This is a genomic window from Herpetosiphon geysericola (assembly GCF_001306135.1).
GTDB classification, from domain to species: Bacteria; Chloroflexota; Chloroflexia; order Chloroflexales; family Herpetosiphonaceae; genus Herpetosiphon; species Herpetosiphon geysericola.
Map to the genome: position 1 here is coordinate 394,950 of NZ_LGKP01000025.1, position 16,246 is coordinate 411,195.

13 protein-coding genes and 1 tRNA gene are annotated in these 16,246 nt (G+C 51.4%); 11 read left to right on the top strand and 3 right to left on the bottom strand.

The genetic code is table 11. The annotated features are described in order from the left end of the window. Positions 1-104 precede the first annotated feature (104 nt). On the top strand, positions 105-254 hold the full coding sequence (locus tag SE18_RS27565; protein ID WP_160319523.1) for a hypothetical protein: 150 nt from the start codon (positions 105-107) through the stop codon (positions 252-254). On the opposite strand, the gene SE18_RS17365 is transcribed toward SE18_RS27565, so the two are convergent. Continuing rightward, entirely contained in the window at positions 246-1,409 is a 1,164-nt protein-coding gene (locus SE18_RS17365; RefSeq protein WP_054535724.1) for an alanyl-tRNA editing protein, read from the bottom strand. The genes SE18_RS27565 and SE18_RS17365 overlap by 9 nt on opposite strands. 62 nt (positions 1,410-1,471) lie before the next feature. On the opposite strand from SE18_RS17365, the gene SE18_RS17370 reads away from it, so the two are divergent. The 9 genes from SE18_RS17370 to SE18_RS17410 all read left to right on the top strand — a co-directional run bounded on the left by SE18_RS17370 (position 1,472) and on the right by SE18_RS17410 (position 11,206). Continuing rightward, positions 1,472-1,957 carry a DinB family protein gene (locus SE18_RS17370; protein ID WP_054535725.1) on the top strand — a complete coding sequence of 162 codons (486 nt, stop codon included), beginning with the start codon at positions 1,472-1,474 and terminating at the stop codon, positions 1,955-1,957. A gap of 6 nt (positions 1,958-1,963) precedes the next feature. Then, positions 1,964-3,010, top strand: coding sequence for a dipeptidase (locus SE18_RS17375; RefSeq protein WP_054535726.1), 1,047 nt, complete (start codon positions 1,964-1,966; stop codon positions 3,008-3,010). 399 nt (positions 3,011-3,409) lie between these two features. Then, positions 3,410-4,438: a phosphoribosylformylglycinamidine cyclo-ligase gene (gene purM / locus SE18_RS17380; RefSeq protein ID WP_054535727.1), complete on the top strand. Its 1,029-nt coding sequence runs from the start codon at positions 3,410-3,412 to the stop codon at positions 4,436-4,438. 114 nt (positions 4,439-4,552) lie between these two features. Continuing rightward, a complete protein-coding gene (locus SE18_RS17385; protein ID WP_054535728.1) occupies positions 4,553-4,984 on the top strand; it encodes an anti-sigma regulatory factor in 432 nt (143 codons plus the stop codon). After that, the gene (locus SE18_RS17390; RefSeq protein WP_054535729.1) at positions 4,981-5,562 is read left to right on the top strand and encodes a SpoIIE family protein phosphatase; all 582 of its coding nucleotides are present in this window, start codon (positions 4,981-4,983) and stop codon (positions 5,560-5,562) included. Before SE18_RS17385 ends, SE18_RS17390 begins: the two co-directional genes overlap by 4 nt. 20 nt (positions 5,563-5,582) lie before the next feature. Next, positions 5,583-8,237 (top strand): GAF domain-containing protein, encoded by a 2,655-nt coding sequence (locus tag SE18_RS17395; protein ID WP_054535730.1) that lies wholly within the window; start codon positions 5,583-5,585, stop codon positions 8,235-8,237. 116 nt (positions 8,238-8,353) lie between these two features. Further along, positions 8,354-9,670: an LCP family glycopolymer transferase gene (locus SE18_RS17400; RefSeq protein WP_054535731.1), complete on the top strand. Its 1,317-nt coding sequence runs from the start codon at positions 8,354-8,356 to the stop codon at positions 9,668-9,670. A 58-nt stretch (positions 9,671-9,728) separates the two neighbouring features. Continuing rightward, positions 9,729-10,586 (top strand): DUF5656 family protein, encoded by an 858-nt coding sequence (locus tag SE18_RS17405; protein ID WP_054535732.1) that lies wholly within the window; start codon positions 9,729-9,731, stop codon positions 10,584-10,586. Then, positions 10,583-11,206 (top strand): L-threonylcarbamoyladenylate synthase, encoded by a 624-nt coding sequence (locus tag SE18_RS17410; protein WP_054535733.1) that lies wholly within the window; start codon positions 10,583-10,585, stop codon positions 11,204-11,206. Before SE18_RS17405 ends, SE18_RS17410 begins: the two co-directional genes overlap by 4 nt. A gap of 274 nt (positions 11,207-11,480) precedes the next feature. Here the strand turns inward: SE18_RS17410 and glmS are convergent, their stop codons facing one another. Together glmS and SE18_RS17420 are read right to left on the bottom strand one after the other, a co-directional pair. Then, positions 11,481-13,325 carry a glutamine--fructose-6-phosphate transaminase (isomerizing) gene (glmS, locus tag SE18_RS17415; protein ID WP_054535734.1) on the bottom strand — a complete coding sequence of 615 codons (1,845 nt, stop codon included), beginning with the start codon at positions 13,323-13,325 and terminating at the stop codon, positions 11,481-11,483. A gap of 735 nt (positions 13,326-14,060) precedes the next feature. After that, positions 14,061-14,136: transfer RNA gene (locus tag SE18_RS17420), tRNA-Gly, on the bottom strand. A 156-nt stretch (positions 14,137-14,292) separates the two neighbouring features. Between SE18_RS17420 and SE18_RS17425 the strand changes: the two genes are divergently transcribed. Further along, on the top strand, positions 14,293-16,188 hold the full coding sequence (locus SE18_RS17425; protein ID WP_054535735.1) for a serine/threonine protein kinase: 1,896 nt from the start codon (positions 14,293-14,295) through the stop codon (positions 16,186-16,188). Positions 16,189-16,246: the final 58 nt, after the last annotated feature.

Genomic DNA, 16,246 nt, shown 5'->3' on the forward strand with positions numbered 1-16,246 from the left:
GCAAAGGAGGATTATGCCCAGATTGCGCCAAATGCGGCTGATCTGCTGGCGAATCTTTTTTTGTCAGCAGTAATCGAATTTAGGATCTTGAAATCGAGCAACCATTGCATGAGCCACAATTTGCTGTCGCTGCGAGTGGGCGATATTGGTATCGCGTGATTGGCCCACGCTTGGCCCACTATCCGCTGCAACCAGCCCGTAATTATTCATTAAACGAAGCCTATTTGTGGCTCATGCAGCAAGCCTTAGCTTAATGTGCTCAGCGCCAAATCGAGCGCTGCGGCTAAATCGTTGGCCTCAGCAATACCACCTTGGGCTTGTTGCGCGCTGCCACCACCTTTGCCGCCAAATGCGCCAACCACTTGACGTAAGATTGCGCCGCAATCAAGGCCTTGGCCAGCAAAAATCAATTGAGGTTTGCTGGTAGCCACGCCAAACAGGGCAACCCCGCCAGCTTGCGCTACCAAATTCGCCAGTTGGCGCACGCTTTGTGGCTCGCGCTGCCAAATTTGGGCAACTACTTTTAGTTGGCCAATCGTTTGGGCTTGCTCTACCAGTGCTTTGGCCTCAAATTCGAGCAATTGTTGCTCGGCATGCTGAAACTGTTTGCGCAACTGTTGCTCTTGCTCGCGCAACCGCTGCACCGCTTGCTCTGCTTGGTTAGGGGCAACACTAAAACTTGCAGCAATTTGGCCAAGCATGGCATTCTTCCAACGCAAATCGTGCAATGCGCGCCCACCACAGACAAATTCAATCCGTAGGCTATCGCCGCGTTTTTCGCTGCGCCGAATATGAATCTGACCAACTGCACCAGTAGCATTGGGATGGGTTCCGCCACATGCTGAATGATCAAAATCGCCCGCCGAAACCACCCGAATTGCGCCTGTAACTGTGGGAGCTTTGCGCAAGGCGATGCTAGCTAGCTCCTCGGCGCTGACAAAACGGGCCAAAATCGGCAAATTTTGCCAGATGATCTGGTTGGCCAAATCTTCGGCCTCGGCAAGTTGCGCAGGGCTGGCGGCGCTGGTTGTCAAATCAATCGTCACATACTCGGTGCTGAGATGAAAGCCCACCGTGCGCCAATTGAACAGCTGATCAAAGGCCGCTGAGAGCAAATGCTGGCCGTGATGCTGCTGCATATGGTCAAATCGCCGTTGCCAATCCAAGCTACATTCCACATTCGTTGCTTCGATTGGCTCAGCGAGTGTGTGCCAAACCACATCATGTTCATCAAGCTGCACATCGACCACCGCCACCCCGTTAATCCAGCCATTGTCGGCGGGCTGGCCGCCACTTTCTGGATAAAACGCGCTGCGATCAAGCGCAATTCGTTGCTGCTCGCGAGCAACAATCTGGGCTGACCATTCGCGCAAATAGGCATCGTGCCAATACAATCGTTCAGTGCTCATCAATGGCTCCTGCAAAACAGAATATGCTATGATAGATCAATCTGTGTAAAGGAGAAATGGCGATGACGAGTAAAGCTGCTGAGTATTATGCCAAAGAAACCGAGCGGGTTTGGACGCTGGTTGGCGAGCATACCGAGGCCGATTTATATAAGCCGATTCGCAATGATGGCTGGAGCACATGGGACATTGTGGCCCATATTGCCATAACCTCGCGCCAACTTTTGCGTTTGGGCCAAAAACAACAACAGCAAGCCCAAACAGGCGATACAACTCCCATTTTTGCCCCCGATTTTGATGTTGATCGCATGAATATTGAGCAAGTTGAGGCTTGGCGTGGCAAGAGCTTTGCCGAAATTCGCCAGCATTGGGATAAAACTGGGGTGCAATTGGCCGATTATTGCGCTAGCTTGCAACTAGCCGATTTGGCCTTGCCCGTTGAGTTTGTCAAAAAGCAGCACATGACGCTTGATGAACTATTAAATAGAATTTCACTGCATATTCGCCTGCATCGCACCGAAATAGAAACGGGCCTTAGCTCGCTAGAATGAGGTTTCATGATTCTCGTTGATGCACACCTCGATTTGGCCTATAACGCGATTAACCTTGGCCGCGATTTGACCCAAACGGTCGATGCTGGCCGCCAACGCGTTGCCGAACATACGCCCGAATGGATTGCCGAAGCTGGCACGCTTACCACGACCTTGCCTGAAATTGGTTTGCACCAGCCAAGCATTGTGTGTGGCACGATTTTTATTTTGCCCGCCGATGCCCAAACCACGCTTGACGGCGTGGCGTATGCAACCCCCGACGAAGCTCATGATCAAGCGTGGGAGCAACTGAATTGGTATAAGCAGCAGTGTGCAGCTGGCCATTTACATTTTATCGATAACCAACAAGCGCTTCAGGCTGTCCAAGCTGGCGCACTGCCTGGCTTGGTCTTGTTGATGGAAGGCGCCGACGGTTTGCGCACGCCTGCTGAGCTGATCGAGTGGCACGCTGCTGGCTTGCGTTGGCTTGGGCCTGCCTGGCAAGCAACCCGCTATGCTGGCGGCACGGGCCAGCCTGGCCCCTTTACGGCTGCTGGATTTGAACTGCTTGGTTTAATGCAAGAGCTTGGGGTTGCGCTCGATGCTAGTCATCTGGCCGAGGAAAGTTTTTGGCAAGCAATTGAGCATTTTAATGGGCCAATTGCTGCCTCGCACTCCAATTGTCGCAGCTTGTTGGCCGCAGCCGAGCACCAAGATCGCTACCTAAGTGATGCCATGATCAAGGCAATTATCGAGCGTGATGGCGTAATTGGGATTGCGCTGTATAACCGCATGCTGCAGGCCGATTGGGATGGTAGCAAAAACCACGTTAATTTGGCACATGTGGTAGCGCAGATTGAGCATATCTGCCAGCTTGCAGGCAATAGTCGCCACGTCGCGCTTGGCTCCGACCTCGACGGTGGCTTTGGGGTGGAAATGATTCCAGCAGAAATCGATCGCTGGAGCGATTTGCCCAAAATTGGCCAAGCCTTGGCGGCACATGGCTGGCAAGAAACCGATATTGCCAACCTCATGGGCCAAAATTGGCTGCGCTGGTTCCAAACAATTTTGTAAGGCTAGCGGAGTGTTTCGATCCACGAAGGCCATGAAGCACACGAAGGACGAAACCGCGCAGGGCGCGAAGATCGCGAAGGTTGAGTTTTCTTCGTCATAGATTGCCCAGCTTGGCGCAGAGTATGCTTTCCCAAAAGCCCATAGCCATGCTTTCTCTGCGCCTCTGCGTTAAAAAACAGACCATTTTTAGCCACGAATTGCACGAAGGGTCAGTATTTTAGCCACAGATTGGCACAGATTCGTAGGATGTAGTTGCTGATCCCTGACCCCTGAATCCTGATTCCTAATCCCTAACTCTCATTTTGCCTTCTGCCTTCTGCCTTCTGATTTTCTATGTTCTATGCTCTATGTTCTATAATAAGCCAACAACCAATCAATACGGAACTGGAGTAGACAACCATGACCACCTATAAGGATGCTGGCGTTGACATTGCAACCAAGATGGATGCGATCCAACAGATGGGAGCCGCAGTGAAGGCCACCCATACCCCAGCAGTGTTGGCCGGTTTAGGCGCGTTTGGCGGCTGTTTTGACCTTGCTGAGGTTAATACCAAGCATGCCCAACCGGTGTTGGTGGCCTCGACCGATGGCGTTGGCACCAAAACAGCGGTTGCCGCCGCCGTTGGCGATGTACGCACGATTGGTGCCGATTTAGTCAACCATTGTATTAATGATATTTTGTGCCAAGGCGCAACGCCACTCTTTTTTCTCGATTATATTGCCGCCTCAAAACTTGAACCAGCCATGATTGTGGCGGCGGTTGAAGGGCTGGCTGGCGCTTGTCGCGAGGCAGGCATTGCCTTGCTTGGCGGCGAAACTGCCGAAATGCCAGGAGTTTACCACGATGGGGCCTTTGATGTAGCAGGCACTATTGTTGGCGTGGTGGATCGGGCCAATATGCTCGATGGTAGTGCAATCAAGCCTGGCGATGTGGCGATTGCGTTGCCTTCGACTGGTTTACACACCAATGGCTATTCGTTGGCGCGCAAAGTGTGTGCTCCATTGGGTTATGCCAGCCAACCAGCAATCTTGGCTGGGCAAAGCGTTGGCGAGGCCTTGTTGGCTCCGCATCGAGCCTATTTGCACGAAGTTCAGGCCTTACGCCAGGCTGGGGTTGCAATTCATGGCTTGGCGCATATCACTGGTGGTGGCATTTGGGATAACATTCCCCGCGTCTTGCCTGCCAATGTGACGGTTGAATTGGTGCGTGGCTCGTGGCATGTGCCAGCGATCTTTCAATTAATTGTCGAGCAAGCAGCGTTGGATGAGCACGAAGCCCATCATGTGCTCAACATGGGCTTGGGCATGATTCTGTTTATTGCCGCCGAACAGGCTGAGCAAGCGCTGGCAACCATCAGCGATGCCCAACTGGTTGGTCGGGTTGTTGAGCAAACCAATCAGGCGCGAGTAGTGCTAGTAGATCGCTAGTAACTGTGCTATACTGCCAACCATAGTTTGCCAAGCGTGGTATGAAATTATGGTTGGCAAACGAAAGCTAGTTGTCATCTTCATCACTATCGCAGCCAAAACGGAAACGCTATAATGAGTCGTGAACCTCAGACCCAGACGATTGCTCGTGAGGTTGATGTCTACATCGCTGTCAGCCGTGGACGCGAATTATCGCGCGCCTTAGGCTTTGACGATGTTGATCGGACGCGAATTGAAATTGCGATTCTTGAATTGACTCGGAATATTTTGGCGCACGCCGAGCGCGGAAGCCTAACAGTTCGCGAAATCGAAGCCAACGAGCAACGTGGTATTGAAATCGAGGCAAGCGACAATGGACCCGGCATCGCAGATACAGACCTTGCCTTACGTGATGGCTATAGCACCAAGCAAACCCTTGGCACGGGATTGCCTGGGGTTAAACGGTTGATGGACGAATTCGAAATTGAATCCCAAGTGGGTGTTGGTACGGTCGTTCGAGCACGACGATGGCTTCCTCGTCGGCGCGAACGCGGAGGACTAAAATGAGATTAAATTGGAGCGCCCAAACGCGCAGCAAATATGGTCAATCGGTCTCTGGCGATGGCTATGCGGTAATCGAAAACCAAAATAGCATTTTAATTGCGGTGATCGATGGTCTTGGTGGGGGCGCTGAAGCAGCGAAGCCAACCAAATTAGCCTTAGAAGAATTGCATCAACATTCAACTCGCCCACTCAAAGAATTGATCGAGCGTTGTCATAAAGCGTTACACGGCACGCGCGGCGCAGTCATCGGCCTATTGCGCCTCGAATTCGATCACCTGCGGGCTAGCTATATTGGCGTAGGTAATATTGGTATCCATGTCATTAGCGATCGGGTGATTAAGCCTATTTCCAAAAATGGCATCCTCGGGCATAATCAATTACCTAGCTTATTGGAAATGACCTATACCTTTAACATTGGTGATATTTTTGTTTTGTATAGCGATGGGATTTCGACCCGCATGATTACCGATTCAGCGCTGCATCATGCAATTGACAACCCAGAATCATTGGCGCTTGGCTTGATGGAACGCTATGGCAAAACCACCGATGATGTAACGATTTTAATTGCCCAAACTCAGTAATCTTGCCTCAAGGATGCGCTATGCAGAAAACGTCTACGCCTCAATTGCGTCAATTTCTGATTGATAATGCCGAGCAAGTGATTGCACGTTGGGTTCAACGATTGAGTAGCGTTGTGCCCAACAATGGCAGTCAATTTCCCTCGGTGCATGTGCGACGTTTATATGAGTTGCTGTTGACGTTACCTACAGAGCAAACCGACATCGAAGTGGCCTTGGTCGAGTTGGGCATCGATTGGCAAGCGTTTGAATTAACCACCTTGATTCAGCTGAGTTTTCAATTGCGTCCAGCAATTGTCGATGTGCTGCAAACTCACAAACTTACGCGCTGGCAATCGTCAAACGAGCTTGATCAATTGGTTGAGCGCTGTACGATTTTGCTGACTAACCACCACAACACCACGGTGCAAGCTGAATTGCGCGAACAGGTGGCCCAAGCAGAATATTTGCTCGATCATCAGGCCCAAATGGCTTCTGAATCCGATTATTTTGCCTTGCAAATGTCGACACTCTATGAGCTTTCGCAAGCTATGAGCGCCTCGCTCGATCGCGAAATTCTCGAAGATATTGGCCCGCGGATTCTTTCAGCGTTCACGGTAGAACGCTGTGCGATTGTGCTGCGCATCGATGACGATACCTGGCTGATCGAACATGCTTGGGGCGAAGATTGGGCAGGGTTAACTGGTCAGCCGCTTGATCCGCAAAACTTGCCCGAGGCGCTCAAATTGGCGACTGCCCAAGGTATGGTGCAACTCCAACCAGTAATTGAGCCTGCTAGCACCTCGTGGATGATTGCTGGCCAAGGCGCGCTGTTTGTGCCGCTGCGTCAAGAAAAGCATGTACTTGGCTGTTTAGTGGCTCAAGGCTCAACCCTGATCGAACGCATCGACGATGTGATGATGAATCTTTGGCGGACTGTCGCTAACCAAGTTGTGGTGACGCTGCAAAATATTCGCTTGTATAGCACAGTACAGCAATTAAACGCCGACCTCGAACGCAAGGTTGCTGAGCGTACCGCCGAATTGAGCGAAGAACGCGACCGCCTCGAAGCGATTGCCGATATTGCCCGCGATATTTCGACCCTCGAAATTGATGTGCTGCTCAATCGGATTTTGCAGGCGCTGGCCAATTTGACTGGCGTACACCATGGCTCGGTGATGCTGATCGATGCAGCAACTGGCTTGTTGGTCGATCGCGCAACCTTGGCTGGCATTTCGCATGTGCTTGGCTCGCGGCGCTTCCAAATTGGCGAAGGCTTGGTTGGCTGGATCGCCCAACATCGCCAGCCAGCCTTGGTTAACGATGTGACCAATGATGATCGTTGGGTTCAAGTTGATGCTTTTGGCCAAGAAGTTGGTAAAAATACTGGCTCACTGGTTGGCATGCCGCTGATCGCTGGCGATGATATTGTGGGCGTGCTGATGCTCTCGCATCCAACTCCGCACTTTTTCAATCAAAGCCATATGCGCTTGCTCAAGGCGATTGCTGGCGAGATTGCCATTGCCATTTATAACGCGCAACTGTATGAATATTTGGCAGAACGCACAATTAAGCTTTCGACCATGTTGCGCCATCAAGAAGAAGTTTCGAGCCAGAACAACGCTATTTTGCAATCGCTTAACGATGCGGTAATTGTGTTCAATCTTGATCGCAATATTATTTTGGCCAACGCTGCCGCCGAATCGATTCTTGATCGGCCACTTGATGAGTTGGTGACGCAGAGCTTCGATGAGTTGCTTGAATCGTTGCAGATCAAATTGTCTGGCGATCCGCTGGGCATGGTGTTGAGCAACCCCGATTCAGCCCAAACCCAAGATATTATCATCAAACGTGGAACCCAATCGATTAGCGTGACCTTGGTTCCGGTGATGACAGAGCGCGGCGAGTTGCTTGGAGCTTGTTTGATTGGCCGCGACATTACTCGCGAAGTCGAATCGGATCGCTTGAAAACTGAGTTTATTGGCACGGTTTCGCACGAGTTGCGCACGCCGATGACCTCAATCAAAGGCTATACCCAATTGCTGGCCATGGGTTCGCTGGGCGAAGTTAACCCGACGCAAAAGGAATTTCTCAACACGATTGCCCACAACTCAGAGCGCATGATCGCCATCATCAACGATTTGCTGGATATTACCAAAATTGAAACTGGCAGCGTTGAATTGCAATTGGCGCGTTTGATGATTGCCGATGTGATGAGCAGCGTGGTTGGCAATGCCCGAGCCGAAATTAGCCAACGCCAGCAAGAATTCTCGCTGAGCCTCGCGCCCAACTTGCCAACAATTTGGAGCGATATGGAGCGGATTCGCCAAGTTGCCTCGAATGTGCTTTCGAACGCGATCAAATATACACCCAATGGCGGCAAAATTAGCGTGCGCGCCTACGAAATTAATATCAACGATATTCCAACCAAGCAGCGCGAAGGCTTGCCAGCTGGGCGGCGCTACATTGCTTTGGCGGTGAAGGACAGCGGCGTGGGCATCGATCCTAGTGAGCACGAAAAAGTGTTTGAGCGTTTTTATCGCACCGAAAACCCCTTGAAGATTGAGGCTGGCGGCACTGGCTTGGGACTTTCATTGGTTCGCCCGTTGATTCAACTCATGGGTGGGCGAATTTGGCTCGAAAGCGCGGTTAATCAAGGCACAACCTTCACCTTTATTATGCCAGTGGCCGTTGATTAATCGTTGTTGAATCAGCTTGATTGAAAAACGTAGCTGCTACGTAGGCTACGTTTTTTGCATCTTCTGGGCGAGCAACCTATAATCAAGCGACGAACAAGCATCCTCAAGGACCTTGCATGGAATGTCAAGACGTGCGCCGCCAACTTGCGGCAGGAATTCGTCCAGCGGTACGCCCGCCGGAACGCGCTCAACTCGGTTTCCACATCGCCAATTGTGCCGATTGCTTTGCGTTGCTCGAAGTATTCAAAGTTGAAGAGCAACGGCAGTTATTAACGAGCCTGCTGGCTGAGCCAGTTGTTGCCATACCAAGCGCTCACATAGCTCAGGCCAAATCAGGCACGCGGCGCTGGCCATTGGCAGTGGTTGCTATGCTTTTGCTGCTGGGTTTGGGCGGCGGTTGGTGGTGGTGGAGCACGCCTGCACAAGTCGTTGGGGTGCAAGCAGAGCCAAGCCCAAGCCCACAATCAGTCGCTGCTGGCGGAGTGGGCGAGCCAAACAGCGTTCTCGTGATTCAGCCAAGCGCCACGCTTGCAGCAACGCTGCTGCCGCAAGCAACTGCTACTATTCAAGCAAGTGCAACGCCCAAGCCAAGCAGCACCCCCCGCCCAACCGCCACTCCGCAGCCTTTAGAACAAATGACGATTGCCATTTTGGGTTTAGATCGCCGACCTGGTGAGACCGAGCCAGCCCGTGCTGATGCCTTATTAATCTTGCATCTTAATCCAAGCAGCCAAAGCGCCGCCTTGGTTTCTTTGCCGCGCGATCTCTGGGTGGCCTTGCCGCCAGAATATGGCTTCTCGGTCAAATTAAATGCTGCCTATATGTATGGCGAGGGTGATAACAACGATGCCCAAGCTGGGGCTGAATTGGCTCGTCAAACGCTGAGCACAACAATTGGCCAGCCAATCGATGCAGTGATTGTTACCACCTTTGAAGAAATGATCACGATGATCGATTTGATTGGCGGGATTGAGGTTGATGTTGCCAAGGAAATTTACGATTCGCGCTACCCAACCTTTGATTATGGCTATATGGAAGCGCACTTTTTGCCAGGCGTGCAACATATGGATGGCGCAACTGCCTTGATTTATAGTCGCACCCGCCATGCAGACAACGATTTTGAGCGCGGCAAGCGCCAACAACAGGTGCTGCTGGCAATTTTTGCCCGTTTGCAAAACCTGATTCAAACTCATGATAGTGTGGCTACCATCGAATTGGTTAGCTCGTTGTACAATACCTTAGAATATACGAGCATCGATTTACCAACGATTTTACGCTTGGTGTTGGCGCTCCAGAATTTCGAGCCAAGCACGATTCAGCGCGAATCGATTGATTTAAACTATGGCTATGAAACCAGCACCAGCGATGGCGCTTACATTATTCAGCCTGATTTACCAGCCATTCAGGCCCGAATTGTAGAATTATTCAAGTAGATTATGCCAAGCATAATCCTAGCGATAGGCTAGCCGAGCTAGGCTATCTTGATAGCATATGAAACTGACACCGCGTTTTGACCGCATCTTGCCACTCATCAGTTTGGTGGTTTTGGGCTTGATGGTGGTCTTTCTACTCGAATCCAACCCCGATTATCCCTTGGTTGCCCGCATCAGCAACGACCTGCCAGTGATTTCGGTGGCTTGGTTTATTATCGCTTTGCTGGTGATTATCATTAGTACTGGGGCCGATTTATTGGCCAAAGCCCACCCTGCGTTGGAGCATCGCGAACTCTTGCGCCTGCCAGGCCCACTGAGCAAAATTGAAATTGTGCCCTTGTTTTGGGTCTTGCCATCGGCGGTTGTGGTTGGCTCGTTTGCCTTCTTTCGGCTGTTTCAAGAAACCCTGCAAGGCACAGCCTTTATTTTGGTGTTGATCGTTTGTGGCAGCTTGCTGCTTGGCACGTTGGTTGCCCAACACTATGTGCTGGATCGCGATCCTGAAGTGCGCGACAAAGCCCGAATTGGCCTACAAGCGGTGGCCTATTTAGTGGCCTTTGGCATGTTTAGCGCGATTGCCAATGCCCACTATCGCATGATTTTCACCGGAATTTTGGCATTTAGCGCCAGCGTGCCCTTGGCCTATCGGCTTTTAGCGCGCAACGTCAACGATCATCAGCGACCTTTATCACTGGCTTTGACCGTGGTTGGGGTGGTGATTGCAGAAGCTGCGGCGATGCTTAGCTTCTGGCCTGCGCCATTTTTGATTGTTGGCACGCTGCTGACTGCACTGTTTTATGTGATGATGAATCTGTTGCATCATGCCCAAGCTGGCACGCTCAATCGGCGAATTGGCTGGGAATTGGGGCTTGTTGGCGCAGTTGTGTTTGTGATTTTGACCGCGACAACCTTATGATCACGCAAATTGCTGATTTTGATGATGCAGGTTTGGCTTTAGCATTACAACACTTGCAGCAAGGCCAAATTCTCTGCTTCCCCACGGATACCGTCTATGGAATTGGTGGCTCGGCCTTGGATGCTGCGGCGCTTGCTCAAGTTTTTGCGGCCAAAGCGCGTCCAGCGACGGTGGCCTTGCCAGTCTTGTTGGCCGAGATTAGCGATCTGCCCAAGGTTTCGCGCACTATTCCCGATTTGGCGTGGCGCTTGGCTGAGGCTTGGTGGCCAGGTGGCTTGACGCTTGTCTTGCCAGCCCTCGCCAATCTTCCTAGCGTGCTGACAGCTGGTAACGCTACGATTGCAGTGCGAGTGCCGAACCATGGGCAATTACGCAAGCTGATTGGGCAATGTGGCACGCCAATTGCCGGAACTAGCGCCAATCTGCATGGCCAACCAACGCCAAGCATGGCCCAAGGAGTTGCTGCTCAATTAGCTGGTCGAGTGCCGTTGGTGCTTGATGGTGGGGTTGCAACTGGCGACCAGCCTTCAACGATTGTTGATTTGAGTGGTGAACGGCCAAGCATTCTGCGCCATGGCGTGATTTCGGCGACCCAACTCAGCCCTTGGTTGGATACCTAACCCGCTTGAGGTCTGATTCAGCGGATTGGTAGCGCTGCTACAATGCGTAGGTAATGGGGGCGGCATAGGCAGTCCATCAGTTAAAGCCAACGTGCCATGATGTCCTTTGGGTGCAAGTCCCAACGTCTCCACCAACCCCTCACGTAGTCTCCGACGCCTAATCCTGAAGTTTTGGCGATAATTGAGTTATTGCCTGTGATGATGTTCTGATATAGCAGGCCAGGGCAGTATTTGCTACTGCCTTAGCCTGCTATATTCCGCTAGACCTTAACCCCTATTCAACGGTTACCGATTTGGCGAGGTTGCGTGGTTGATCCACGTCTGCGCCACGGCGCACGGCCATTGCATACGAGAAGAGTTGCATTGGAATCACGTTCAAGACTGCGGCCAGCAAGGGCGTGGTTTCGGGCACTTCGATCACATGATGGGCTTTTGAGCGCACCAGTTCATCGTTTGGATTGACCAAGGCAATCACTTTGCCCCCACGTGCCAGCACTTGCTCCACATTCGAGAGCATCTTTTCGTAGACATGATCTTTGGTTGCAATACAAATTACTGGCATACGCTCGTCGATCAAGGCAATCGGGCCATGCTTCATCTCGCCAGCTGGATAGCCTTCGGCATGAATATAGCTAATTTCCTTCATCTTCAGCGCACCTTCGAGTGCAATCGGGGCATTCACCCAACGCCCAAGGTAGAGCATATCGGTTGAATGATGATACAAATCGGCCAGTTGATCATACTGAGCTGTGTCTTTGAGCATAGTGTCGATTTTGGCTGGAATTTCGATCAGCGCTTGGATGTGTTCGCGAATTTCGGCGCTGGTCAGCGTGCCACGGGCTTGGGCCAAACGCAAGGCAAACAGATAGCCCGCCATTAACATTCCGGTAAAGACTTTGGTCGAGGCCACCGAAATTTCCGGCCCTGAGTGAATGTAGATTGCGCCACCATCAGCTAAGCGTCCTGCTTGCGAGCCAATTGCATTCAAAATTGCGACGCTTTTTACGCCTTGTTCACGTGCTTCGGCCATTGCAGCCAAGGTATCGACGGTTTCGCCCGATTGGGTCAAGGCCAACAACAAGGTGCGTTCGTTCATCACTGGGTTGCGATAACGAAATTCGGAGCCATAATCGACTTCAACTCGCACCCGAGCCAAGGTTTCGATAAAATATTTGTTGATCAAACAGGCATGCCAAGCAGTGCCACAGGCTACGGCATAGATGCAATCAAGCTTTTGCATTTCTGCATCGCTCAAGGTCAAGCCGTCAAGATCGATGCGCCCAGTTTCGAGGTCGACTCGCCCGCGCAAGGTGTCGGTTGTGGTGCGTGGTTGCTCGAAAATCTCCTTATGCATAAAGTGCTTGTAGCCACCTTTGGCTGCTGAAACTGGGTCCCAGGCAACGGTGGTGGTGGTTTTGCTGATTGGTGTGCCATCAAGTTTGATGTATTCCACGCCAGTCGAGCGAACTAATGCCATCTCGCCATCTTCCAAGAAAACCATTTGTTGGGTGTAATCAACAATCGCTGGTAAATCTGAGGCGACAAAATTTTCAGCATCGCCATGGCCAATAACCACTGCGCCAGCATTACCAATCCGCGCCGCCAAAATCAAATCAGGCTGCTGTTGATCCATTGCAACCACCGCATTGCCGCCGCGTAATTCACTCATCACTTGGCCAAAAGCACGTTGAAAATCGCCATATTCGGCGGTATATAAGCCAAGCATTTGGGCAATGACTTCGGTATCGGTTTGCGAATGAAAGCGAATGCCCTGCTCAATCAAACGGTTTTTGAGTTCGAGATAATTCTCAACAATCCCATTTTGAATCACAACCACGCGGCCACTATTATCGCGATGCGGGTGGGCGTTGGCTTCGGTTACTGCACCGTGAGTTGCCCAGCGGGTGTGGCCAATGCCCTGATGGCCTGCGGTTGGCTCTGTATTCAAACGGCGGCGCAAGTTGATCAATTTACCTACCGAGCGGCGCATTTGAAATTCGGCATCCTCTAAAATGGCGATGCCTGCCGAATCGTAGCCGCGATATTCCAACAACTCCAAGCCCCGTACAATCACATCGGTTGCTTCGCGTGGGCCAACGTATCCAACAATACCACACATAAAATCTATGCTCCAACAATTAAAAGTAAGCTAAAACACAACATAGCACCACACCGCACCAACCCGTGTCGTCAATGAACGGGGGTGGGGCATGCTGCTATGTAACTGGCCACAAGGTGCTGATTGTGCTTGCTGTTGCCAACAAGTTTTGCAACACCCTTTTGGGCTGTGGTGTACCCAAGAGGCATCCGCTGATTATTCGCTTTTCCCCATCAACCGAGCCAAGCCTGTTTCCGTGGGCAGCAGCGGGAAGGCTATTCGAGCCGCCAGCCTCACGCACCAACTTGGAGTTGCTAGGTTAGCACTCGCCCTGCGGCGAGGAACCTCTACCTCGTTTTCTGAATCGCAGCGTAGCTTGATTCAGACCGTTGCGCTTAAATTGGGTAGCTGTGATTGCTCCTTATCCAATGCTTGGCCATGTGCCACGCTTGGGCATTATACTGCATATTGCTATTTTGCAAAGTCTTTATGATCCACGAAGCGCACGAAGAGCACGAAGAACGAAACCGCGAAGAGCGCGAAGGCCACGAAGGTTAAGTTTTTAGCCACAGATTGCACAGATGTTTAGGATTAGATTTCTGCTGACCGAAAGCCAATAGCCTATAGCCAACACTTCTCTGCGCCTCTGTCTTAAAATATTACTAATTTTTTGACTTTTGATTTCTGACTTCTGACTTGCTCTATGTTCTCTGTGCTAAACAAAAAAACACCCCATTGGAATGGGATGTTTGTGAATGGAGCGGGAAACGGGGTTCGAACCCGCAACCTTCTGTTTGGGAAACAGATGCGCTGCCAATTGCGCCATTCCCGCTCATCAAGCTCTGTGAGTATACTCAAAAGCAGCCAAGCTGTCAACCATCGGTTAATTATTAAAAAGCACTGCCCAACAAGCAAATACCGTTAAATGGATCTAACTAAATATGGTACACTAGCGCATCAGGCTATTTTTGTTCGTGAGAGGGCAACGATGAGTGTTCTTCAATCAGGTGTTGTGCTCAACCACCAATACGAAATTATTAAAAAGATTGGCGGTGGTGGCGGCGGCAACGTCTACGAAGCCTTCGACCAAAACTTGGCTCGTCGAGTTGCGGTCAAACATTTAATTCTCCCAAGCAATGATGCAATCAAACATTTTCAAAAAGAAGCCCGTTTATTAGCCAGCCTTAAACACCCCAATTTGCCACAAGTCTATAATCAGTTCGAGGAAGGCCCAGGCCATTTTTTAGTCATGGAATACATCGAAGGTATTGACCTTGATCAATATCTGCGCGATCAAGCTGGCCCTTTGGCCTTAGCCACAGTTTTAGGCTGGGCCGATGAGCTGCTCAAATTGCTTGAGTATCTACATACTACCCCGAAAGAGCCAGTTATTCACCGCGACATCAAGCCAGCAAATATTAAATTGAGCACAACTGGCCAATTGAAATTGATTGATTTTGGCTTGGCAAAAAGTAATTTATCAACCCAAATCAATAATGTGTATATGAGTGTTCGGGGCTATACTTCGACCTATGCACCCTTAGAGCAATTGGTGCCCAAAGATGATGAGCGCACCGATCAGCGCAGCGACCTGTATGCCTTTGGCGTAACGCTCTATCATTTGCTCACTGGTAGCGTGCCAATCGATGCCAACAAGAAGCCGATTGATGCGACCAATCGCTATGCAATGGTTATTCAGTCGAAGCCCGACCCGCTGCTGCGGCCAAAACAGCTGAATCCAGCGATTCCTGACTATGTTGATGCAGCCATTATGCAGGCGATTGCAATCAACAAAGCTGATCGTTTTAGCTCCGCAGCAGAATTTCGCCAAGCATTAAATCCTTCGGCGGTTGCTAAGTTTGGCTCAAGTATTTCAGGTTTGCTGAGTGCACGGCCCAAATCGCAGTCTGGCGCTAGCAAATCAAGCCAATCCTCAACCAGCCAACGCAACCAAACTGCAAAATCAACCGACCAACGCAGCCAACCAGTTCAGCCAATTTCAACCCCACAGATTTCGCGCCCAGCAAGCGATCATTTCGAACCACCAATTCCTCCCATGCCAAATCCAACGCCCAAATCTATCAAACGCTTTGTTCCATTGCTCGCTGTGCTGTTGCTGGGCATGGGTGGCGGTGGTTGGTGGTGGGTTAAGGCCAATCCTAGCAGCAACCCAACCACTAGCCCCAATCAAAATAACCAACCAATTGTCTATAATGCAGAGCAAAATCCTGTTGCAACCATCCCGACGAGCAGCAGTGGCAGTGCTGCCCAACCAACCACAACCTTGAGCCAAGCAACCGCGACGCTAGAGCCGAGCACGACCGCCACGCTGGAGCCAAGTGCAACCGCCACCCTGGAGCCAACAATTGCAGTGGTTGTTCAGCCAACTGCTCGCCCAGCTACCGCGCGCCCAGCTGCCCAACCAACCCAGCGCCCAGCTCCCCAGCCAACTAACCCACCACCGCCACCATCCGATCGCGATGGCGATGGCGTGGCCGATGCCAACGATCCCTGCCCTGATACCAATGGCCCAAACAATGGCTGCCCTGCGCCGCCACCACCTGACCGTGATGGCGATGGCGTGGTTGATGCCAACGATCCCTGCCCTGATGTGGCTGGGCCAAATAATGGTTGTCCTGCGCCAGTCGAAGTTGCCGACCGCGACGGCGATACCATTCCCGATGATCGCGACGATTGCCCGAACGAACCAGGCGATCCGTCACGCCGTGGTTGCCCTAAGCCCAAAGAACAACCAACCAATCCACCGCCAACCAATACACCAAGGCCAGAGCCAACAGCGGTTCCACAGCCAACTGCTGTACCACCAACCAGAGAAACACCGCCAACACCGAAGCCAAATGTCCCTCCTACACTTGGCCCATAGCAACCGTGCAAAATACGGTATAATCGGGCGCGTAGCGTTTCGCAACTTCAACCAGCCC